The 21,523-nt window shown below is 72.6% G+C and carries 15 protein-coding genes and 1 pseudogene; 5 read left to right on the top strand and 11 right to left on the bottom strand.

Features of this window, described 5'->3' with window-relative positions:
* Positions 1 to 1,942: 1,942 nt before the first annotated feature.
* Entirely contained in the window at positions 1,943 to 2,806 is an 864-nt protein-coding gene (locus ACFOYX_RS25035) for a hypothetical protein (RefSeq protein WP_322439823.1), read from the top strand.
* Between the two features lie 92 nt (positions 2,807 to 2,898).
* Here ACFOYX_RS25035 and ACFOYX_RS25030 read toward each other — a convergent pair whose 3' ends face one another.
* On the bottom strand, positions 2,899 to 3,897 hold the full coding sequence (locus ACFOYX_RS25030; RefSeq protein WP_322439824.1) for a D-alanine--D-alanine ligase: 999 nt from the start codon (positions 3,895 to 3,897) through the stop codon (positions 2,899 to 2,901).
* Between the two features lie 7 nt (positions 3,898 to 3,904).
* Positions 3,905 to 5,218: a PLP-dependent aminotransferase family protein gene (locus tag ACFOYX_RS25025; RefSeq protein ID WP_322439825.1), complete on the bottom strand. Its 1,314-nt coding sequence runs from the start codon at positions 5,216 to 5,218 to the stop codon at positions 3,905 to 3,907.
* A 289-nt stretch (positions 5,219 to 5,507) separates the two neighbouring features.
* On the opposite strand from ACFOYX_RS25025, the gene ACFOYX_RS25020 reads away from it, so the two are divergent.
* Positions 5,508 to 6,173, top strand: a complete 666-nt coding sequence (locus ACFOYX_RS25020; RefSeq protein WP_109803720.1) for a GNAT family N-acetyltransferase — start codon at positions 5,508 to 5,510, stop codon at positions 6,171 to 6,173.
* Positions 6,174 to 6,180: 7 nt separating this feature from the next.
* Here the strand turns inward: ACFOYX_RS25020 and ACFOYX_RS25015 are convergent, their stop codons facing one another.
* The 7 genes from ACFOYX_RS25015 to murJ all read right to left on the bottom strand — a co-directional run bounded on the left by ACFOYX_RS25015 (position 6,181) and on the right by murJ (position 14,760).
* Positions 6,181 to 7,341 (bottom strand): N-acetylmuramoyl-L-alanine amidase, encoded by a 1,161-nt coding sequence (locus tag ACFOYX_RS25015; RefSeq protein WP_322439826.1) that lies wholly within the window; start codon positions 7,339 to 7,341, stop codon positions 6,181 to 6,183.
* Between the two features lie 207 nt (positions 7,342 to 7,548).
* On the bottom strand, positions 7,549 to 7,872 hold the full coding sequence (gene trxA, locus ACFOYX_RS25010) for a thioredoxin (protein WP_091199733.1): 324 nt from the start codon (positions 7,870 to 7,872) through the stop codon (positions 7,549 to 7,551).
* Positions 7,873 to 7,909: 37 nt separating this feature from the next.
* Positions 7,910 to 8,863: a thioredoxin-disulfide reductase gene (gene trxB, locus ACFOYX_RS25005; RefSeq protein WP_238453806.1), complete on the bottom strand. Its 954-nt coding sequence runs from the start codon at positions 8,861 to 8,863 to the stop codon at positions 7,910 to 7,912.
* A 193-nt stretch (positions 8,864 to 9,056) separates the two neighbouring features.
* Entirely contained in the window at positions 9,057 to 10,121 is a 1,065-nt protein-coding gene (locus ACFOYX_RS25000; protein ID WP_322439827.1) for a hypothetical protein, read from the bottom strand.
* Positions 10,118 to 10,915, bottom strand: coding sequence for an RNA polymerase sigma factor SigM (gene sigM / locus ACFOYX_RS24995; RefSeq protein WP_236648188.1), 798 nt, complete (start codon positions 10,913 to 10,915; stop codon positions 10,118 to 10,120). The genes ACFOYX_RS25000 and sigM overlap by 4 nt, the downstream gene beginning before the upstream one ends.
* A gap of 43 nt (positions 10,916 to 10,958) precedes the next feature.
* A complete protein-coding gene (locus ACFOYX_RS24990; RefSeq protein ID WP_109803716.1) occupies positions 10,959 to 12,572 on the bottom strand; it encodes a protein kinase family protein in 1,614 nt (537 codons plus the stop codon).
* Positions 12,573 to 13,017: 445 nt separating this feature from the next.
* Positions 13,018 to 14,760 carry a murein biosynthesis integral membrane protein MurJ gene (gene murJ, locus ACFOYX_RS24985; protein WP_322439828.1) on the bottom strand — a complete coding sequence of 581 codons (1,743 nt, stop codon included), beginning with the start codon at positions 14,758 to 14,760 and terminating at the stop codon, positions 13,018 to 13,020.
* A 128-nt stretch (positions 14,761 to 14,888) separates the two neighbouring features.
* Here murJ and ACFOYX_RS24980 point away from each other — a divergent pair, with 128 nt between their 5' ends.
* Both ACFOYX_RS24980 and ACFOYX_RS24975 read left to right on the top strand, forming a co-directional pair.
* Positions 14,889 to 16,349 carry a CCA tRNA nucleotidyltransferase gene (locus ACFOYX_RS24980; RefSeq protein WP_238454743.1) on the top strand — a complete coding sequence of 487 codons (1,461 nt, stop codon included), beginning with the start codon at positions 14,889 to 14,891 and terminating at the stop codon, positions 16,347 to 16,349.
* A 204-nt stretch (positions 16,350 to 16,553) separates the two neighbouring features.
* On the top strand, positions 16,554 to 18,584 hold the full coding sequence (locus tag ACFOYX_RS24975; RefSeq protein WP_322439829.1) for a S8 family serine peptidase: 2,031 nt from the start codon (positions 16,554 to 16,556) through the stop codon (positions 18,582 to 18,584).
* Positions 18,585 to 19,426: 842 nt separating this feature from the next.
* On the opposite strand, the pseudogene ACFOYX_RS24970 reads toward ACFOYX_RS24975, so the two are convergent.
* Positions 19,427 to 19,765 (bottom strand): annotated as a pseudogene (locus tag ACFOYX_RS24970) (sigma factor); the annotation flags it as partial.
* Between the two features lie 101 nt (positions 19,766 to 19,866).
* Between ACFOYX_RS24970 and ACFOYX_RS24965 the strand changes: the two are divergent.
* Entirely contained in the window at positions 19,867 to 20,346 is a 480-nt protein-coding gene (locus ACFOYX_RS24965) for a methylated-DNA--[protein]-cysteine S-methyltransferase (RefSeq protein WP_322439830.1), read from the top strand.
* 76 nt (positions 20,347 to 20,422) lie between these two features.
* Here the strand turns inward: ACFOYX_RS24965 and ACFOYX_RS24960 are convergent, their stop codons facing one another.
* A complete protein-coding gene (locus ACFOYX_RS24960) occupies positions 20,423 to 21,502 on the bottom strand; it encodes an inositol-3-phosphate synthase (RefSeq protein WP_109803710.1) in 1,080 nt (359 codons plus the stop codon).
* Between the last annotated feature and the right edge of the window lie 21 nt (positions 21,503 to 21,523).

The following is a 21,523-nucleotide window of genomic DNA, read 5'->3' as shown; positions in this document are numbered from 1 at the left end:
CGCCCGGTCACGAGTCGACCAGCGCGGATCGCCGTTTCACGTGAAACAGTCGCCACCGCCACCGCCACCGGCACCGGCACCCGGTACCGCACCGCCACCGGTACCGGGCACCGCCACCGGCACCGGGCACCGCCACCGGCACCGGGCACCGCCACCGGCACCGGGCACCGCCACCGGCACCGGGCACCGCCACCGGCACCGCCACCGGTACCGCCACCGGTACCGGGCACCGCCGCCACCGCCAGCCGCACCACCACGACCACAGCCACGGCCACAGCCGTCGCCGTCGCCACCACCGCCACCATCGCCGATTGGAGGTAGAGCCGTCGCCCCCGGCGCCGTTTCACGTGAAACGGCCTGGTCGCTAGTTGCTAGTCGTTGGCTTCAGGTTTGTAGGCCTGCTGTGCTCCGGGAACCCCTCTCGTCGGGTGCCAGCTAGTCGTGGCGGCCGCGGCCTGCGGGCTGCGGGTGCGGGGTACGGGCCGATAGTCCGGTGAGCGATCAGCAGTGCCGTCGACTCTCTGGCCGGTTTGCTGACTGGCCGGGAAGCCCTCACGTCGTGCTCCCGAACGCAAGCCGGCCGTTCCTCAACGGTGCCGCAACGTCCGTTCGTGCCCGTGTGCCCCCGACATTGAACTCTCGGGGCCGCCGATCCGACTGGGCCAGAGTCCACGGCGTCCGTGCCGCCAAGGTCGCCACCCGCCGGCACGTTCCACCAACAGATCGAGAGGTCGAGCCGGCCCGCCGGGCACGCGTCGTTCGCGAGGACCGACCGAAGCAGAATCGCCCGGGAGCCCGCTCCGCGGTTTCACGTGAAACGCGCTGCCACCTCAGCTTGCAGCGTGCCACCGCATCCGCTCGGTCCCCGGCTGGCGTCCTCAGTTGGCGGCGATGGTCCGCGGCCTGGCGGACCCACGTGTCCGCGCCCCCCAGCTTCCGGACGACGTGCCGTTGTGGGCCAGGGACACGGGGATGTTCGCTACTCGCACGAGACCCGGGCGTTGACGAGTACCGCTTGCGTCCGCGGCACGGACGTCCGCCCATGCCCCTCCGGCTCGGCGTCCCGAAGTCGGCTTGCGCCCCGGCGCGTCCACGTTCCCCAGTCCCCCCGGCGAGGTCGATGTCGCCCTGGCCCCGGACATCCCGGCGGTCGGTGGGCCGGCTCCCGCCCACCACGTCCATCGCGCGCAGCTAAGCGGCACCGACTCGCGCACCTGCGGCTGCCCTGCCGGCCGGGCTCGGTCCGGCCCGCCCGAAGATGCCGTCCCCGCGCCCGCCCGGGTCCGGCACGGCCTTTCTCCCGCCCCGCCCCGGCCCGGCGGGGTTCGTTCGCCGTTCACCTTCCGGCGTACCTCCGGCGCTCAGGCTCTGGAGCGGCCGTCATGCCGGCGACGGTACGGCGGCGCCTTGATCTACCGCCATCCTTGGCCACTCCTCGTTCAGCGTTCGCGGTCCGGTGCGCTCCCGGGCTCACCGCTCGACAGCCAGTCAACGCACCCCCGCCGACCCGGTCGGTTGCCCAGACGAGCAACCGCGTGGGGGCCAACGGCGCCCGCCGTTCAGACGCTCGGCGGACCGGAAAGATGCCACGCCGAGGCGGTGCCGATCCCGGGCTGGCTCGTTAGGAAGAGAGGGCTCAGCGGGAGGCGCGGCAGGGACGGCGTCGCCGAGCCGGCGTCGCCTCGGTTATCCACAGCGGTTTTCCACAGGCACCCCCCGTTTCACGTGAAACAGCGCTGAGAAACGTGTGCTGACCTGTGGATGACGCGGCGTGGTCGTGATCTCAGCGGCCTGTGGACAACGTGGTGGACAAGGGCGTACGGAGCCGGGCGAGCCTTTCCGGCCCGCCCCTGCCTGATCGACGAAGAGCGCTGCGTGTCCGGGCGGCGACCGGCGAAACGGGTAGGGACAGGGGTCCCCCGTCTCGGTTAGGGTCAGCGTCGTGCAGGACACCCCTCCCTCAGTTCCGGACTTCACCCAGTGGCCCTCCTTCCCCTTCGAGGGCGACCTTCGCGTCAAGCAGCTCGACGACCCGGTTTCGGTCGAACCTCCCCGCCGCGGTGAGGAAGACCGGGAATGCACCGCCTGCAACGCCCCCGACGAGGCCTACATCTGGGTGGGTGAGCGGTGGCGGGTGCGGGCGATGGACCGCCCGACCGGCCTACCGATGGTGCTGATCCTGGAGTCGCGGTCGCACCTCGACCTCGGCGACCTGCCCAACCTGCTCGCCGCCGAGCTGGGCGTGATGACCGTGCGCCTCGAGCGCGCCATCCGATCCCTCGACGGTGTCGCCCGGGTCCACGTCAACCGGTGGGGCGACGGCTCGGCGCATCTGCACATGTGGTTCCTCGCCCGGCCGTACGGGCGGCTTCAGCTGCGCGGCACGTTCCTCTCGCTCTGGGACTCGATCCTGCCGCCGATCCCCGAGGCGCAGTGGCGGGAGAACCTCGCCATGGTCGCCGCGTGGCTGGCCGAGTTCGGCGGTCGCCCCTTGGCCGAGCCGCCACGCATCCACTGGCAGGCGCCGTCGAGTTTCTCCGCGGTGACGGCGACGGATGCCGACGCCGGTGAGGAGGAGGCCGTCTCCGTGATCGAGGCGGCCGAGGAGATCCCGGAGCCGGAGGGCCGAACGGACGAGGAGCCCGACGGCGGGACTGACGAGGAGCCCGACGGCGGGACCGACGAGAAGTCGGAGAGCGGAGCCGACGAGGAGCTGGCGAGCGGAGCCGACGGACAGCCGGAGAGCGGAGCCGGGGAGAAGCCGGAGAGCGGGCGCAACGAGGTGTCGGAGAGCCGCGCGGGCTGAGAGGGGAGTGGGTCGGTGTCAGCGCGCGCGGCATCGGCGGCCTTCCAGGGGGCCTCGTCTCCGTGCGGACTCCGGCTTCCCTTGGCGGAAGGTCAGCGGCGGCGGGCGGCGGCCCGGGTCACCAGCGATCCGAGCACCCGGCCGAAGTCCAGGCCGGCCGCCTGGATGGCCAGCGGCAGCAGCGAGGTCTCCGTCATGCCCGGGGAGACGTTGACCTCCAGCACGTGCGGCTGCCCCGAGGCGTCGACGATCAGGTCGACCCGGGAGAGGTCCCGCAGGCCGAGCGCGGCGTGCGCGGCGAGCGCCACCTCGGCCACCCGCTCGGCCACGTCGGGGTCGAGCCGGGCCGGGGCGTGCCAGGTGGTCCGGCCGGCGGTGTAGCGGGCGGCGTAGTCGTAGACGCCGTTGCGGGGAACGATCTCCACCGGGGGGAGTGCCTGCGGGCCCTCGCCGAGGTCGAGCACCGACACCGCCACGTCCATGCCGGGTACGTAGCGCTCCACCAGCGCCGTCTGGTCGTACGCGAAGCAGCCCACCATCGCGGCCGGGAGCGACGCGGCGTCCCGGACCACGGCGGCGCCCAGTCCGGAGCCGCCCTGCGCGGGCTTGACCATCAGCGGCAGGCCGAGCCGGTCGACGATCCGGTCCAGCACCGCGACCGCGCCCAGCTCGGAAAAGCGGTCGTGCGGCAGGGCGACCCAGTCCGGAGTGGGGATACCCGCCTCGCGGAGCACCGCCTTCGCCGACGGCTTGTCCCAGGCGAGCCGCGAGGCACGGGCGTCGCAGCCCACGTACGGGACGTCGCAGAGGTCGAGCACGCCCCGCAGCGAGCCGTCCTCGCCGGTGGCGCCGTGCAGGGCGATCACCACCGCGTCCGGCGGGTCGGCCGCCAGGGCCGGCAGCAGGGCCACGTCGGCGTCCCGCAGCTCGGCCTCCACGCCGACGGCCCGCAGCGCGTCGAGCACCCGCCGGCCGGACCGGAGCGAGACGTCCCGCTCGTAGGAGAGCCCGCCGGCGAGCACCAGGACGTGCAGCTCTGCGGTGACGGCGGGATCGGTCACGGGATTCCGGGCAGTGGAGGTGACAGCCATGCGGGAATCATGCCAAGTCGGGACCCGGCGCGTCCGAGCCGCCCTGCCGGCGACGCGTCCCGGACCCGCCGACGGTGCCGAAGACCCGGCGCATCGCGATGTCCTGCTCCATCACGCCCGCGAGCCGGCGCACGCCCTCCCGGATCCGCTCCGGCGGCGGGAAGGAGAAGTTGAGCCGCATGTTGCCGCCGCCCGCGCCGTCGGCGTAGAAGCCGGTGCCGGGCACGTACGCCACCCGGGCGGCGATGGCCCGCGGCATCATCGCCTTCGAGTCGAGGCCGTCGGGCAGGGTCGCCCAGACGAACAGGCCACCCCCGGGAGTGGTCCAGGTGGTGTCCGCCGGCATCAGGTCCGCCAGCGCGGCGAGCATCGCGTCGCGGCGCTCCCGGTAGACCTCCCGGTACACCTTCAGCTGCTCCCGCCAGGGCATGGTGCCGAGGTACGTCGAGACGGCCGCCTGGGCGTACCCGCTGGGGCAGAGGATCTGCGCCTCGCTGGCGATGACCAGCTTGTCGCGGACCGCGTGCGGGGCCAGGATCCACCCCACCCGAAGGCCGGGGGCGAAGGTCTTGGAGAAGGTGCTCAGGTAGAAGACCCCGTCGCGGCGCCGGGCCCGCAGCGGCGCGGGGGCCTCACCCTCGAAACCGAGCTGGCCGTACGGGTCGTCCTCCACCACCAGCAGGCCGGCGCGCTCGCAGATGTCGAGCACCCGTTCGCGGCGTTCCTCGCTCAGGGTCACGCCCGTCGGGTTCTGGTACGTCGGGATGGTGTAGAGGAACTTCACCCGCCGCCCGGCGCGGGCCAGGTCGGCGATGGCGGTCTCCAGCGCCTCCGGGATCAGCCCCTCGTCATCCATCGGCACGTGCACGACCTGGGCCTGGGCGGCCTGGAACACCCCGAGTGCGCCGACGTAGGTCGGGCCCTCGGCGAGCACCACGTCACCCGGGTCGAGGAAGAGCCGGGCCACCAGGTCCAGCGCCTGCTGGCCGCCGACAGTCACCACCACGTCCTCCGGTGAGGCGCCGCAGCCCGCGTCGATGCCCGAGAGGGTCATCACCTCGCAGATCCGCTCGCGCAGCTCCAGCGTGCCCTGGCCGATCCCGTACTGCAGCGTGGTGGCGCCGTGCTCAGAGCCGAGCCGCCCGAGCATTTCACCGACCGCGTCCAGTGGCAGCGCCGCGATGTACGGTGCCCCACCGGCGAGCGACACGACCTCCGGCCGGCTGGCCACCGCGAAGAGCGCCCGGATCTCGGAGGCGGTCATCCCCCGGACCCGGCGGGCGTACCGGTCGGTGTAGTCGTCGAGCGTCGTGCCGGTCATGACATCACCTCGATCGGGTGTCAGCGGGGCTGCCGCGCGGTGTGGTACCCGCGATGCCGGCGACCATGGCGGCACGGGGCCGGTTGGTCGATGGTAGTCCCCGCCGGCCGGTACCGGCGCGGGACATGAGGGTGTGTCCACATCCCGGACCCGCCCGCACCGGCCCGGGTGGGGCGTTCGCGCGTCCTCTCCCGTACGGTCGGGTAGCGGCGTACGATCGCTCGTCGGGGGCAGGAAGCGGTGCCGGACCGCGCTGTTTCACCCCCGAGCCTAGTTGTGGGGTGCGCTGATGTCGCGACGTCTGGTCAGTCTGACCCTCGACACCCTGGAAGACCTGCCGCGCCCGTGCCGGCAGTGCGTCTACTGGGAGCTGGACCCGGTCTCCGCCGACCGGGCGTGCGCCGCCGGTGACCCGGGCCTGGAGAAGGAGGCCTGGGTCTCCCAGACGCTGCTGGAGTGGGGTTCCTGCGGCAAGCTCGCGTACGTCGACGGGATGCCCGCCGGCTTCGTCATGTACGCCCCGCCGGCGTACGTCCCGCGCTCGATGGCCTTCCCCACCTCGCCGGTCTCCGCGGACGCCGCGCTGCTGATGACCGCGAACGTGGTCTCCGCCTTCGCCGGCGGCGGGCTGGGCCGGATGCTCGTCCAGGGCGTCGCCCGGGACCTCACCAAGCGCGGCATCAAGGCGATCGAGGCGTTCGGGGACGCCAAGTTCGGCGACGGCGACGACCCGACCCGGGCCTGCGTCGCGCCGGCCGACTTCTTCCTGTCGGTGGGCTTCAAGACGGTCCGCCCGCACCCGCGCTACCCCCGCCTGCGGCTCGAGCTGCGCACCGCGCTGAGCTGGAAGTCCGACGTCGAGTACGCGCTGGAGAAGCTGCTCGGCTCGATGAGCCCGGAGACCCTGCTGCGCCCGGTGCGCCCGGCCCCGGCCACCCGGTCCAGCGGGCTCTGAGGTCGCCTCAGTCGACGACCGTGCCGGCGGCCACCACCGCCCGCAGTTCGCTCACGTCGATCGAGCCGGTCGGCACGTCCCGCTCGATCGGGAAGTACATCCGCTGCACCGCGGCGACGATCGCCTCGACCACCCGGTCCCGGAACCGCGGGTCGACCAGCCGGGCGCGGTCCTCCGGGGAGGTCAGGTAGCCGACCTCGACCCGTACCGCCGGCATCCTGGTCAGCCGCAGCAGGTCCCACGTCTTGGCGTGGGTACGGCAGTCCCGCAGCCCGGTCCGGGCCACGATCTCCCGCTGCACCAGACCGGCGAGGCGTTCCCCGGTGGCCGAGGTGACGCCGTTGTCGGTGCCGTAGTGGTACGTCGCCACCCCGTTCGCCGCCGGGTTCGCGTGGCCGTCGGTGTGCAGCGAGATGAAGACGTCGGCGCCGAGCGAGTTGGCCAGCTGCGCCCGGTCGGCGTCGGGCAGGCAGGTGAGCGGGGCCGGGCCGCGGGTGAGCTGCACCCGTACCCCGGCCGCAGCGAGCCGCCCCTCCAGCCGGCTGGCCAGGTCGTGGACGAGGTCCGCCTCGGTCCAGCGCAGCGGGCCGTCCGGGACCACCTCGCCCGGGTCGGTGCCGCCGTGCCCGGGGTCGATCACCACGGTCCGGCCGACCAGCGTCGGTCCGGCCTGCCGGATCGCGTCCGACTCGCGCAGCCACTGCGGGCGCCCGCCGACCACCTTCCGGCCGAGGCGGCGCAGCGCGCTCATGGTGTGCGGGCCGCAGGCGCCGTCCGGCTTGAGCCCCATCTCGCGCTGGAACTGGGCGACCGCGCGGGTGGTACGGATGCCGTAGATGGCGTCGGCGCGGCCCACGTCGTACCCCATCTCCAGCAGGCGTTCCTGGAGCGAGCGGACGTCCTCGCCGATCAGCGGCTTCGGTACGGCGTGGTAGAGCGTGCGGGCGCCAAGCCGCCAGCGGGCCGCGTCCAGCGCCTGCCAGGTCTCGGTGCCCACCCGGCCGTCCACGCTCAGGCCGCGGGACTGCTGGAACGCCCGGACGGCGCGTTCGGTCGCCACGTCGAACTCGTCGCCGTGACCGCCGGAGGGGAGCAGCTCCAGGCCGGTGAGGACGGTACGGATCTCCGTCACCGCGGGTCCCCGGTCACCGGGTCGGATCGGACGCACGCACGACCCCCTCTGCGCGGATGGTGGCTGGCCGGGCCCCGCGGTCGCACGAGGTGAGACTCTGCGGATGCCTACGGAGCGTACCGTGACCGGTCACCGGCCGACCCCGGGTTCGCGCAGGTCAGCGTCGCCGCGGGTGGGGGTCGACGGAAAGCGCGAACCCCCGCACCCGGGTCGGGTGCGGGGGTTCGGGGGTCGGGATTCGGGTCAGAGCGCCGACTCGATGAGCTTGACCAGCTCGCCCTTCGGCTTGGCGCCGGCGATGGACTGCACCGGCTCGCCGTTCTTGAAGACGGTGAGGGTCGGCACGGACATCACCCGGTAGGCCCGGGCGGTCTCGGGGTTCTCGTCGATGTTGAGCTTGACGATGGTGACCTGGTCACCCATCTCGCCCGCGATCTCTTCCAGCAGCGGCGACACCTTGCGGCACGGCCCGCACCACTCCGCCCAGAAGTCCACCAGAACCGGCTTGTCGGACTTCAGCACGTCGCTCGCGAAGCTCGCGTCGGTGACCGCCTTGGTTGCTCCCACTATGAACCCTCCTCCGGGAACTATTTCTGAAGATGTTTCAGCCTTGCAGGGTGGCGATGAAGCGCTCGGCGTCCAGGGCGGCGGCGCAGCCCGTACCGGCCGCCGTGATGGCCTGCCGGTAGGTGTGGTCGACCACGTCGCCGGCCGCGAAGACACCCGGGATGCTGGTCCGGGTGCTCGGCGCCTGCACCTTCACGTACCCCTCGTCGTCGAGTTCCACCTGGCCGCGGAAGAGCTCGCTGCGCGGGTCGTGACCGATCGCCACGAAGACGCCGGTCACGTCCAGCACCTTGGTCTGGCCGGTGTGCACGTTGCGGACCCGGACCCCGCTGACCTTGCCGTCGGCGCCGAGGATCTCCTCGACGGTGCTGTTCCACTCGACCTTGATCTTGTCGTTGCCGAGCGCCCGCTGCGCCATGATCTTGCTGGCCCGGAACGCGTCGCGGCGGTGGATGATGGTGACGGAGTCCGCGAACCGGGTCAGGAAGCTCGCCTCCTCCATCGCCGAGTCGCCACCGCCGACCACGACGATGTGCTGGTTCCGGAAGAAGAAGCCGTCACAGGTCGCGCAGGACGAGACGCCGTGGCCGAGGTACTCCTGCTCGCCGGGTACGCCCAGCGGACGCCAGGCGGAGCCGGTGGAGAGGATCACGGCCTTCGCCCGGTACGCGGTCTCGCCCACCCACACGGTGCTGGTAGCGCCGGACCCGGTGTCGCCGGTGTCGGTCAGCTCGACCCGGGTGACGTCGTCGGTCAGGAACTCGGCGCCGAACCGCTCGGCCTGCTTGCGCATGTTGTCCATCAGCTCGGGACCGAGGATGCCGTCCGCGAAACCGGGGAAGTTCTCCACCTCGGTGGTGGTCATCAGCGCGCCACCGGACTGCACGCCCTCGATGACGAGCGGCTTGAGGTTGGCGCGCGCGGCATAGACGGCCGCCGTGTAACCGGCCGGCCCGGAGCCGATGATGATCAGGTTGCGGACCTCGTCCACTGCCGTCTCCCGATGTGTGTGTTCGTCATCCGTTCCGGCTGCTCTGCCGCCGGGACGATGTCGATCCGAGTGCCGACGGCTCAGCGGCGTCGGCGCCTGACTTGCAGAACGCCATCGTACGAAGCGGCGATTCCCGAACCGGTCATCCGGTGGGTCACGTCACGTGGAACGGCAGCCGCCGATGACCGCGATCTCACCCTACCCGCGTCCGAAAGCGGGTGTCCGCGCCGGACCCGGGGACGCCGCACTCCGGTCCGCTCACCCACGCCCACCGGGCGCCGGCCGTGTCGACGAAGGTGACGACCAGCGCCGGCCGCCCCTGGAACGACGCGTAGTCGACCAGGTCCACGGCCACCGTCCCGCTCCCGTGCTCCGCGGTGATCTCCCTCAGGCAGGCGTCCAGCGCGTCCCGGCCGGTGAGCCGGTCGAGCCCGCCGGCGGCGGAGAACCGCTCGTTCTCCGGCGCCGCCTGCCCGGTCTCCCGGCCGCCGCCCGCCGCCGGGGGTGCCTTCAGCGAGCTGGCGCCGGACAACTGCTCCGGGGTGTAGTCCGTGCCGCTGCGGCGCGGCGGGCCGGTCGTCCGGAACGGCTCGGCCGCCAGCGGGCCGGCCGCACCGGCGCTGTCGGCCGTCACCGCCGTGTCGTTCCGGCTGGCGACCAGATGGTTCAGGCCCAGTCCGGCGGCAGCGAGGGAGGCCGCCGCGAGGGCGACCGGACCGGCCATCCGGGCCCAGCGCCGTCGCCCGCGCCCCGGCCCGCTGCCCCGGACCGGACCCTCGGCCGGTCGGACGCGTCGGCCGGTGCGCCGCTGGCCGGTCGCCTGCGCCGGCGCGGTGCCCGACGCGGCGACGGGGTGCCCGGCCGCTCGAAGCCGTCCGCCGACGACCGGCTCCGCGCCGTCGCCGTCCGGTCCGCTCGGCATCGGCAGTTGCACCGGCCCGGCGGTGTCGAGCGGCCCGGCGGCGTCGAGCGGTTCTGCGGAGGCCGGCGTCGGGGCCGGTCCGGCACCGGCCAGCGCCGCGGCGATCCGGTCCGCGAGGGCCAGCGGCATGTCGGGTACGGCAGCGGCGGCCCAGTCGGCCAGATCGGCCCGGACCAGCTCCACCGCCGGCGCCAGCGCGGCGTACGCCCCGCCCCACGCGGGGTCCTCCTCGACCAGGCGGGCGACCCTGACCTGCTCCGGGGTGCCGTCCAGCGCGCCGCCGACGTAGTCGGCGAGCAGGTCGTGGTCGACCTCGCTGAACTTCCCGGTGCTCACGTCTCCTCCTCGGTCGCGGCCCGGGACCATCCCGGCGCCGATTCGACGCCCTCCGGCGGTCGCGGGTTCCCCGCCGTGACGCGCGGCATGTCGGCGGCGGCACGGCCGGTCGGGCGCGGCACCGACGGCGGGTCGTCGGCACCGGTCCGCAGATGACCGAGGAGGGTGGCCAGCCGGGCCCGACCCCGGGCGCAGCGGCTCTTCACGGTTCCCTCGGCGACGCCGAGGATGCGGGCCACCTCGGCCACCGGATAACCCTGCACGTCCACCAGGATCAGCGCGGCGCGCTGCTCGACCGGCAGCTCGGCCAGGGCCTGCCGCACCACCAGCGCGGTGTCGTGGTCCCGGACCGGGGCGGCGGGCTCCACCCCGCCGGTGTGCCGGCCCGGCTCGCCGTCGGTGTGCACGCCGTCGGGCAGCGGGACCGTGGCGTGCGCCTGGCGCCGGCGGATCCGGTCCAGGCAGGCGTTCACCACGATCCGGTGCAGCCAGGTGGTCACCGCGGAGTCGCCCCGGAAGCGGGCCGCCGCGCGGTGCGCGGAGAGCAGGGCGTCCTGGAGGGCGTCGGCGGCCTCCTCCCGGTCGCCGAGCGTACGCAGCGCCACCGCCCAGAGCCGGTCCCGGTGCCGGTGGAACAGCTCGGTGAAGGCGTCCCGGTCGCCGGCCACGTGGGCGCGGAGCAGCTCGATGTCGGTGGTCCCGGCGCCCGGCCCGGCGCGGGTCGGCACGGCCACCGGGGTGCCGCGTACGCCGCCCGTCGGTACGCCGGCCCGTTCTTCGCCGCGGTCGTCCATCACCACGTCCGGCGGGAGTGGTGCCCGGACAGCGGCGGCCGGTTCACGACCCCTGGACGGTGATCTCCTGGACACCGATCTTGTAGCCCCGGTCGTTCGAGGGCAGCTCGGTGAGCCAGAAGAGCAGGTAGCGGTACTTCTTGTCCGGGTCGAAGCCGTTGCTGAAGATCAGCGTGCTGCCCTCGGCCGGCGCGAAGCCGTCCCCGATCCGGGTCTTCGCCGTCACGTATTCGGTGTACAGCTTCTTGTCGCCGGACGAGCCGGAGCCCGGGTCGGTGGTGCCCGTGTAGAGCTGGGCGGTGGCGCCGCTGGCGGAGAGGACCGCCTTCACCGACATGACCGTGTGCTCGGCGCCGAGGTCGATCCAGACCCCCATGCCGTCCTTCAGGCCGCCGAACTTCGCCGACTTGTAGGTGTCGGTCTCCCAGCCCTCGTCCTCGCTGCCGTCGATCACCTTCTCGGCATCGCCCAGCTCGTTGCGGGTCCGGCTGTCCGGGTCGATGATCCGGACGTCCTCCACGGCCAGCTTGCGCACCGGGGCGGCCTGGGTGGGCTGGTCGGCCGGCGCGCTGCTGGTCGGGCGGGCCACCGGCTCGGTCTTCGCGTCCTTGTCGTCGCCGCCCAGCGCGCTGATCCCGATGAGCAGGCCGACCAGGGCCACGGCGAGCAGCCCGGCGATGCCCAGGGCCACCTTCCGGCCGCCGGCGGCGGCCAGCGGCGACGGCTCCTCCTCGGGATCCGCCGTGAAGCGCAGCGTGCCCGCCTGGTCGAGGAAGTGCTCGTCGGCGGGGATGTCCAGCCGACCCAGCTCGGCCGCGAGCACGTCCGAGGAGGGCGGGGCGATCTCCGGGTCGAGCAGGTCCATGGTCAGGTCGTCGAGGTAGGCCGGCACCCCGGCCCGGACCTGACGGGGCGCGGCGATCGCGCCGCCGGCGTCGCGTACGGCGTCCGGAATGGCGGCCCGGCCGTGCCCGGCGGTGGCGCCGTGCAGCGGCGCCTCCCCGTGCGGCCAGTGCCCGGTGAGGGCGAAGTAGAGCACCCCGCCGACCGCCCGGAGGTCGTTCTCCTGGCTGTCCGCGCCGTCGGTCCGCGCGTCGGCCAGCACCACCCGGCCGTCGTCGCTGATCATCACGGTGCCGGGGTGGACGTTGCCGTGCACCATGCCGGTCGCGTGCACCGCGGCGAGGGCGCTGGCGACGGCGTTGCCGATGGCGGTCGCCCGGGCCGGGTCCAGCGGCCCGTCGGCGTTGACCAGCTCGCGCACGGACTGGCCGTCCACCCACTCGCGGACCACGTAGGCCCGGTCCGCCTCGTCGATCGCGTCGTAGACGCCGACCAGGTTGGGGTGGATGACCCGACTGGCCGCGACGGCGGCCTGGAGCATCTCGGTGGCGGAGTCGCCACCCGGATAGCGGAGGACCACCGCGACGGGACGGCGCAGCACGACGTCGACTCCGCGCCAGACCAGCCGGCCCGCGCTGTCGTTGTTGATGTGCTCGACCAGCTCGTACCGCTCGGCAAGGATCTCACCGGCCGTGGGAGCACCGAAGGTCATGACCGGCGGAGCACTCTCCTCCGCCTCTTGACCCTCGCCGACCTGGGTCACCCGTCCTCCCTCGGTGATCGTGTCGATCGATGGACCCGTGCTGCTGGGCATGTGGCTTCCCGCTCTGCCTTCGAAGGAACCGGCAGACCGGCGCCGACGCCCGCGTCGGCACCTGCCGTACCCGTCGAGTGCGACCTTACCCGGGATGCCCGGTTCCCCGACATGTCATCTTCCCGCCGCGGCCGGTGGGGCGCCAGCCACGGGCCGCCCGGTCCGGTTGCGACCGTTGTCAGCCACGTTGCTGGTACATGCACCAGCCAATCTAGAGGTTGACCGCAAGTAGTCGACGGAGGGGCGCACCGGGTGTGGCGGCCGCTCCGCCACCAGGCCGAATTCCCCCCGATCGGTCCCGCACCCTCGTCCGTACGGTTGGTTGTCCACAGGTCGAGAGGCTGGTTGAGCGGGGAAACGCTGAGTTATCCACAGCCGCATCCCCAGGGCTGGTGACCCTCGTTCACCCTCCGTGGTCGACCGCCGCCGACCCGGGCGCAGTGGGTCAGCGGCCGAGCCGGCGGCGGACCATCCCGACCACCTCGGTGATCTCGCCGATCCGGAGCACCATGGCCAGCCCCAGGTACGTCCCGCCGATCACCGCGCCGCCCACCACCAGCTGGACGGCCGCCGCGAACCAGCTGAGGTCGGCCGGGTCGCCGGGGAGCAGCTTGACCACGAGCAGGCCGACCAGCGCGGCACCCAGCGCGGCGACCACCACCCGACCCATGGTCCGCATGATGCCGCCGAGCCCGATCCGGCCCACCCGGGGCCGCAGCAGCAGCGCGGAGATCACCGCGGCGGCCAGGTACGAGATGGCGTTGCCGAGCATCATGCCGGCCGCCGCGAAGGTGGCGGAGAAGGCGAGGTAGAGCCCGATCTGGAGGAGCACCCGCAGCGCCACCACCGGAATGTTGATCAAGGCGGGGGTGCGGGTGTCCGGCAGCGCGTAGAAGGCGAAGGTGAAGAGCTGGCTGATCGCGAAGGGCACCAGCCCCAGCGCGGCGACCAGCAGCACGGTCGACGTGGCGGTCGCGTTCTCGCCGGTGAAGGCGCCGTAGCGGAACACCACCACGGAGATCGGGCCGGCGAGCACCGCGTAGCAGACCGCGATCGGGGCGAGCACCGCGGTGACCATCCGGGTGCCCCGGGACAGGTCGGCGGTCACGTCGCGGAACCGGCCGTCGGCGGCGGCGGCGCTCATCCGCGGCATCAGCGCGGTGATGATCGAGACGGCGATGATGCCGTGCGCCATCATCAACAGCAGGAAGACGTTGTTGTAGATCAGGATGCCGGCGCTGTCCGGTCCGGCCGCCCGGGTGAGCAGGTTGACCACCACGAAGAGACCGAGCTGGTTGACCGCGACGTAGCAGAACATCCAGGCACCGAGCTTGGCCAGCTCGCGCAGCCCCAGCTCGCGGAAGTCGAACCGCCACTTCCACCGGAAGCCCACCTTGCGCAGCGCCGGCAGCAGGCCGGCGGCCTGCACCGCCACGCCGAGCAGGGTGCCGCCGCCGATCAGCAGGATCTGACCCGCGCCCAGCTCACCCGGCTTGAGCGCCTCGGCGTCGAAGATCAGGATGTAGAGCCCGAACGCGCCGATGACCACCAGGTTGTTGAGGATCGGCGCCCACATGGGCGCGGCGAAGTGGCCCCGGGTGTTCAGCACCGCGGCGATCAGCGCGCTGACGCCGGTGAAGAACAGCATCGGCAGCATCAGGTAGGACAGATTGGTGACCAGGTCGGTGTAGTCACCGTCCTTGCCGCTGGCGTAGAGGGCGGTCAGCACCGACGCCAGGGCCATCGCGATCAGCGCGGCGGCGGCCAGCGCGATCACCGCCAGAGTGAGCAGTCGCTGCGAGTACGCCTCACCCCGGTCCGGATCGGTCCTGCGCCGGCGGACCAGCACCGGGATCAGCACGCTGGTGAGCACCCCGCCGAGCAGGAACTCGTACACCTGGTTCGGCAGGAACTGTGCGGTCGTGTAGGCGTTACCGACGAGGTTGCCGAGCGCCGCGCCGATCATCAGGTTGCGGATGAAGCCCGTACCCCGGCTGATGAGGCTGCCGACGGCCATCACCGCGCTGTTCGCGGCGGCGCTGGCCTCGCCGACCTGCTCCGGCGGCGGCGCGGTGGCCTCCACCGCCGGCTGGTTGAGCGGCTCGGCCGAGATGAAGGTCGCCTCGTCCGTGGGAGGCACCGCGCCGTCCGGCGTGGCGTTCGCGCTGCGGTAGAGCCCGCCGCTCATCTCCAGCCTCCCAGGGGGTACGTCGGGGCCGGGCACCGTCCCCGACGGTCAGAACCTTAGTCAACCGGTACCTCTTACCCGCGCCCGGCGGCGGACTTCCCGGGCCGGACCGATAGGCTGGCGATCCCATGTCCGAAGCCTCCGCATCCCACGCCGCCGACCGCCGCGAGCTCACCGCCGCGCAGCGCAACGCCGTCGCCGAGCTGCTCCGCGTCTCGCCGGTCGCCGACGAGCTCGGCCGCCTCTTCCTCGCGGCGGGCCACGAACTGCACCTGGTGGGTGGTTCGGTACGGGACGCGCTGCTCGGCCGGCTCGGCGAGGACCTCGACTTCTGCACCGACGCGCACCCCGACCAGACGCTGCGGATCATCAGGGGCTGGGCCGAGTCGGTCTGGGAGACCGGTCGGGAGTTCGGCACCATCGGCTGCCAGCGCGACGGGCTCCGACTGGAGATCACCACCTTCCGCGCCGAGGCGTACGACCAGGTCAGCCGCAACCCGATCGTCGAGTACGGGACCAGCCTCGAAGAAGACCTCAAGCGGCGGGACTTCACCATCAACGCGATGGCGGTGAGCGTCCCCGACCACCGGTTCACCGACCCGCACGGCGGCCTGGCCGACCTCGCCGCCAAGATCATCCGTACCCCCGGCACGCCGGAGCAGTCGTTCCGCGACGACCCGCTGCGGATGCTGCGGGCGGCCCGGTTCACCGCCCAGCTCCGCTTCGCCGTCCACCCGGACGTCCGCGACGCGATGGCCCGGATGGCCGCCGACCTGGACCGGATCACCGCCGAGCGGATCCGGGACGAGTTCACCAAGCTGCTCTGCGGCGCGGACCCGATCACCGGACTGCGACTGCTGGTCGACGCCGGGCTGGCCGAGCGGTTCCTGCCCGAGCTGACCGGGCTCAAGCTGACGATCGACGAGCACGCCCAGCACAAGGACGTCTACGAGCACACCCTCACCGTCGTCGAGAACGCGATGTCGATGGAGGAGGACGGCTGCGACTTCGTGCTGCGGATGGCCGCGCTGATGCACGACGTCGGCAAGCCGGCCACCAAGGCGGTCGGCCCGGACGGGCGGGTCAGCTTCCACCACCACGAGGTGGTCGGCGCCCGGCTGACGAAGGCCCGGATGAAGGCCATGCGGTACCCGAAGGACGTCACCTCGCAGGTGGTCGCCCTGGTCGCGCTGCACCTGCGTTTCTACGGGTACGGCCGGGGCGAGTGGACCGACTCGGCGGTGCGCCGGTACGTCGCGGACGCCGGTGACCTGCTGCCCCGGCTGCACAAGCTGACCCGGTCGGACTGCACCACCCGCAACCGCCGCAAGGCGGCCGCGCTGGCGGCCGACTACGACGCGCTGGAGGAGCGGATCGCCCGGATCGCCGCCGAGGAGGACCTGGCCCGGGTCCGCCCGGATCTGGACGGCAACGCGATCATGGAGCTGCTCGGCGTGCCGCCGGGGCCGGTGGTGGGGAAGGCCTGGCAGTACCTGAAGGAGCTGCGCCTGGAGCGCGGCCCGCTGGACCGCGACGAGGCCGAGGCGGAGCTGCTGCGCTGGGCCCGGGAGCAGGGCATCCGCGACTGACCCCGGCGGAGCGGGCGTACGACGACACGCCGGCGTATCGACCGAACGGTTGACGCGATTCCCGGTGATCTTCCCGCATCATGGAGCGACATCCGTCAGCCTCCCGGTCATCCGTGTAGTGAGGCTGCTCCGATCGCTCCGTCCGCCCGTTCCGAGGTGGACGATTGCTGCAAGCGGGGAGATCTCTGAGTGAAACGCCGTGGCGTGACTCGCCGTTCGGCGGTGGCCGGGTTCGCCCTCGCCTCCGCGACGTCCATCGTGTTCGCCGGCACCGGCGGCACCGCGATGGCCGCCCCATCCGACGCACCACGGGCACCGGTGCGCGGCGCCGACAGCGCCGGTGTCGTGCCCGACCGCTACATCGTCGTCCTCAAGGACCACAAGGCCAGCCCCAGCGAGGTGCGGGCCACCGCATCGGCGCTCGCCGCCGCCAACGGCGGCACGGTCCGTCACGTGTTCACCAAGGCACTCAAGGGCTACTCCGCCGCGATGAACCGCCGGCAGGCGGAGCGGCTGGCGGCCGACCCCGACGTGGCCTACGTCGAGCAGGTCCGCCGCTACTCCGCCACGGACACCCAGAGCAACCCGCCCTCCTGGGGCCTGGACCGGATCGACCAGACGACGGCGAAGGCCGACCGCTCCTACACCTACCCGACCACCGGGGCCGGCGTCACCGCGTACATCCTGGACACCGGCATCGACCTCGACCACCAGGAGTTCGGCGGCAGGGCCAGCTCCGGCTACGACTTCGTCGACAACGACCCGGACGCGCAGGACTGCGAGGGCCACGGCACGCACGTGGCCGGCACCGTCGGCGGTGCGAAGTACGGCGTGGCCAAGGGTGTCAAGCTCGTCGCGGTGCGGGTCCTCGACTGCGAGGGCAGCGGCACCAGCGAGCAGATCATCAACGGCATCGAGTGGGTCACCACGAACGCCGCCAAGCCGGCCGTGGCCAACATGAGCCTGGGCTTCAACGGCACCGACCAGGCCGTCAACGACGCGGTCACCCGCTCGGTCGCCGCCGGCATCACGTACTCCGTCGCGGCCGGCAACAGCATGCAGGACGCCTGCGGCGTCTCGCCGGCCAGCGTGCCGACGGCCATCACCGTCGGCGCCACGGACCGGGTGGACTTCCGGGCCTGGTTCTCCAACTACGGCAACTGCCTGGACACCTTCGCCCCCGGGGTCAGCATCGTCTCCGCGGCGAAGGGGACCACCGACGGCAGCACCGCGATGAACGGCACGTCGATGGCCTCCCCGCACGTGGCGGGCGCCGCGGCGCTGCTGCTCGAGGCGAACCCGAACTGGACCCCGCAGCAGGTGCGCGACAGCATCGTCACCAGGGGAATCAGCGGCGCCGTACACGACACCATGGGGTCGGTGGACCGGCTGCTGCACGTCGGCGCGCTCCAGCCCGCCCGCAGCTCGTACGGCCTGAAGGCGCGGGTCAACGGCAAGTTCGTGACCGCGGAGAGCGCCGGGACCAAGCCGCTGATCGCCCGGGGCGCCGCCCTCGGGCCGTGGGAGAAGTACGACGTGGTCGACGCCGGCGGCGGCCTCGTCGGGCTGCGGGCGAAGGCCAACGGCAAGTTCGTGACCGCGGAGAGCGCGGGCGCCAAGCCGCTGATCGCCCGGTCGACGGCGATCGGCAGCTGGGAGAAGTTCCAGATCGTCAACAACACCGACGGCTCGGTCAGCCTGAAGGCGAACATCAACGGCCGGTACGTCTCGGCGGAGAGCAAGGGCACCCTGCCGCTGATCGCGCGGGCCACGGCGATCGGCGCCTGGGAGAAGTTCGACTTCGAGGCCCCCGCGCCGGTGGTCGCCCTCAAGTCGCAGGCCAGCGGCCGGTACGTCACCGCGGAGAGCAAGGGCACGCTGCCGCTGATCGCGCGGGCCACGGCGATCGGCGCCTGGGAGAAGTTCGAGATCGTCAACGTCGGGGACGGCTACTTCGGCCTGCGGGCGCTCATCAACGGCAAGTTCGTCTGCGCGGAGAGCGCCGGCACCAAGCCGCTGATCGCCCGGTCGACGGCGATCGGCACCTGGGAGACGTTCGACTTCCTGGACTACAACCCGGACGGGTCGATCTACCTGCGGGCGTACATCGACGGTGAGGCGGTGACCGCCGGCAGCGCCGGCACCAGCCAGCTCATCGCCAGCCGGACCATCGACTGGAACAGCCAGACCCTGGGTCTCGGCGTCGGCGAGCAGTTCCTCGTCGAGGCCCTCTAGCCGGCAGAGCACAGACGAGCCCGTCCAGGCGGCCCTCGGGCCGTCCGGGCGGGCTCGTCGCTTTCCACCACACGGGGGACGATCGCCCGGCGGGCGTCGCCGTCTCAGCGGGGCGCCACCGTGATCTCCCGGTCGACCAGGTCCTTCGGCAGCGGCTGGCGGACCAGCTCCCGACCGGTCAGGTCGGCGAGCACGACGTCCCCGGCGCCGTTCGGCCGGCGGTAGAGCAGCCGGTCGTCGGAGATCCAGACCACCTCGGCGGTGGGCAGGGTGCGGACCACCCGGCCGGTGCCCGTCTCGACCAGCAGCGGATCGTGCTGCCCCTGGACCACCACCAGCTTCCCGTCCGGCGACCAGGCCCACGGTCCGGCCGGGTCGCCGGGCACCGGCACGAACCGGGTCGGCCGCCCGTCGTCGGCGGAGAAGAGCCGCACGCCCGCCCGGAGGTCCCGCAGCGACTCGTCGTGGCTGGACCGGCCGGTCTGCGGGAGCACCGCCTCCGTGCCGTCCCGGCTCCAGGTGAAGTCGCAGTAGTCGGTGCAGAAGTACCGCTTTTCGTCCACCCGGAACGCGCGTTTCGTGCCGTCGGTCTCCAGCACGATGAAGCCGAAGTGGTCGAGCCGGTGGGTGGTGAAGAGCAGCCGCCGGCCGTCCGGCGACCATTCCGGGGGCGAGAGCGCCCGACCGACCTCGTACCAGCGGGTCGTCCCGTCGGCCAGGTCGACCAGGCCGACCTCACGGGGCCGGTCCTCGTCGGTCACCGCGCTCAGCGAGCCGACGGGCGCCGGGAAGACTCCGTCGTACCCCTCGGCGGTGAGGTAGCGGCCCCGGGCCCGGTCCAGCGGCAGCGCCCGCAGCGCGTCCCGCAGCAGGAGCCGCAGGTCGGCGTCGTGACCGCCGTCGCCCGCCGCCGGCCGCTCCGGCAGTTCCGCGACCGGCACCTCGGCGCGCCGCGCCCGACGCCGCCAGCCGGAGACTTGGTCGTGGTAGAGGATCCGTTTCACGTACGGCTCCGCGTCGCCCCGGATCCTCGGCCACCGGGCGTACGCCTTGGCCAGCGCGTTCTGGAGCAGGTCCTCCGCGGCGTGCTGGTTGCCGGCGAGCGCGTACGCGACGCGCAGCAGCGCGTCACCCCGCTCGTTGACGAACGCGGTGAACTCCCCGTCGATGACCTCTGCCACCGTCCACCTCCGTACTACAGACGCACGGCGTCGGGGAAAACTTGCCTCGCCGCCGCCACGGGTTTGCTCCGGTGTCGGGGGCGACCGGCAGAATGGGCGGCATGCGCTGGACCGTGCTCGACTCGCCGATCGGGGAGTTCTCCGTGGCCACCGACGACGAGGCGGTCTGCGGGGCGCACTTCGGGCGGGTGGCGTCGGCCACCGACGAGCCGGTCGACGGGCTGGCCGGCCGGGCGGTGGCCGAGCTGCGGGCGTACTTCGCCGGTGAGCTGACCGACTTCACCGTCCCGGTGGCGGCACGTCGGGGATCCGAGTTCGAGCGGGCGGTCTGGCGGGAGATGACCCGCATCCCGTACGGCGAGACGCTCACCTACGGCGAGGTGGCGAAGGCGGTCGGCGAGCCGGGCGCGGCCCGGGCGGTCGGGGTCGCCTGCAACCGGAACCCGGTCCCGGTGATCGTGCCGTGCCATCGGATCGTCGGGGCGGGCGGCAAGCTGGTGGGCTTCGGCGGCGGCCTGCCGCGCAAGGTGACGCTGCTGGAACTGGAGGCCCGGGTCGCCCTGCAACGCGCCTGGTCCTGAGGTACTCCGGGTCGACTGAACGCCCGAGGGCCGGGTCCGTGCGGACCCGGCCCTCGATGCTGCTGTGGTCAGCGTGTCAGCGCTCGACCTCGCCCTTGATGAACGCCTCGACGGCGGCGTGCGCGTCGTGGTCGGCGTACTGCTTGGGCGGGGACTTCATGAAGTACGACGAGGCCGACAGGATCGGGCCACCGATCTTCCGGTCCAGCGCGATCTTCGCGGCCCGGACGGCGTCGATGATGACGCCGGCCGAGTTCGGCGAGTCCCACACCTCGAGCTTGAGCTCGGCGTTGAGCGGGGTGTCGCCGAAGGAGCGGCCCTCCAGGCGGATGTACGCCCACTTGCGGTCGTCGAGCCACGGCACGTGGTCCGACGGGCCGATGTGCACGTCGCTCTTGGTCATCTCGTGCGGGATCTGGGAGGTGACCGACTGGGTCTTCGAGATCTTCTTCGAGACCAGGCGGGTGCGCTCCAGCATGTTCATGAAGTCCATGTTGCCGCCGAAGTTGAGCTGGTACGTGCGCAGCAGCTCGACACCGCGGTCCTCGAAGAGCTTCGCCAGGGCGCGGTGCACGATGGTGGCGCCGACCTGGCTCTTGATGTCGTCGCCGACGATCGGCAGACCCGCGTCCTCGAACTTCTTCGCCCACTCGGGGTCGGAGGCGATGAAGACCGGCAGGGCGTTCACGAACGCGCAGCCGGCGTCGATCGCGGCCTGGGCGTAGAACTTGTCGGCCTGCTCGGAGCCGACCGGCAGGTAGGAGACGACGACGTCGACCTGCGCGTCGCGCAGCGCCTTGGCCACGTCGACCGGCTCGGTGTCCGACTCCTCGATGATCTCGCGGTAGTACTGGCCCAGACCGTCGAAGGTCGGGCCGCGCTGCACGGTGACGCCGGTCGGCGGCACGTCGCAGAGCTTGATGGTGTTGTTCTCGCTGGCCACGATCGCCTCGGCGAGGTCCATGCCCACCTTCTTGGCGTCCACGTCGAACGCCGCGACAAACTCCACGTCCGAGACGTGGTAGTCGCCGAAGGTGACGTGCATGAGACCCGGGACGCGGTCGTTCGGGTCGGCGTTCCGGTAGTACTCCACGCCCTGCACGAGGGACGAGGCGCAGTTACCCACACCGACGATGGCGACGCGGACGGAGCCCATAGCGTCTGCCTCCTTCTTCTT

The sequence above is a fragment of the Micromonospora sp. GCM10011541 genome (assembly GCF_042650725.1).
In the GTDB taxonomy this organism is placed as follows: domain Bacteria; phylum Actinomycetota; class Actinomycetes; order Mycobacteriales; family Micromonosporaceae; genus Micromonospora; species Micromonospora sicca.
Note: the sequence above shows the minus strand (reverse complement) of the source record. Positions and strands in the feature narration are given on the sequence as shown.

Coding starts and splice junctions, on each gene's coding strand:
- sigM (WP_236648188.1), bottom strand. CDS start 10,915: ATGGACGACCGCGGCGAAGAACGGGCCGGCGTACCGACGGGCGGCGTA.
- ACFOYX_RS24965 (WP_322439830.1), top strand. CDS start 19,867: ATGCGCTGGACCGTGCTCGACTCGCCGATCGGGGAGTTCTCCGTGGCC.
- ACFOYX_RS25030 (WP_322439824.1), bottom strand. CDS start 3,897: ATGGCTGTCACCTCCACTGCCCGGAATCCCGTGACCGATCCCGCCGTC.
- ACFOYX_RS24960 (WP_109803710.1), bottom strand. CDS start 21,502: ATGGGCTCCGTCCGCGTCGCCATCGTCGGTGTGGGTAACTGCGCCTCG.
- ACFOYX_RS25025 (WP_322439825.1), bottom strand. CDS start 5,218: ATGACCGGCACGACGCTCGACGACTACACCGACCGGTACGCCCGCCGG.
- ACFOYX_RS24980 (WP_238454743.1), top strand. CDS start 14,889: ATGTCCGAAGCCTCCGCATCCCACGCCGCCGACCGCCGCGAGCTCACC.
- ACFOYX_RS25020 (WP_109803720.1), top strand. CDS start 5,508: ATGTCGCGACGTCTGGTCAGTCTGACCCTCGACACCCTGGAAGACCTG.
- ACFOYX_RS24990 (WP_109803716.1), bottom strand. CDS start 12,572: ATGCCCAGCAGCACGGGTCCATCGATCGACACGATCACCGAGGGAGGA.
- murJ (WP_322439828.1), bottom strand. CDS start 14,760: ATGAGCGGCGGGCTCTACCGCAGCGCGAACGCCACGCCGGACGGCGCG.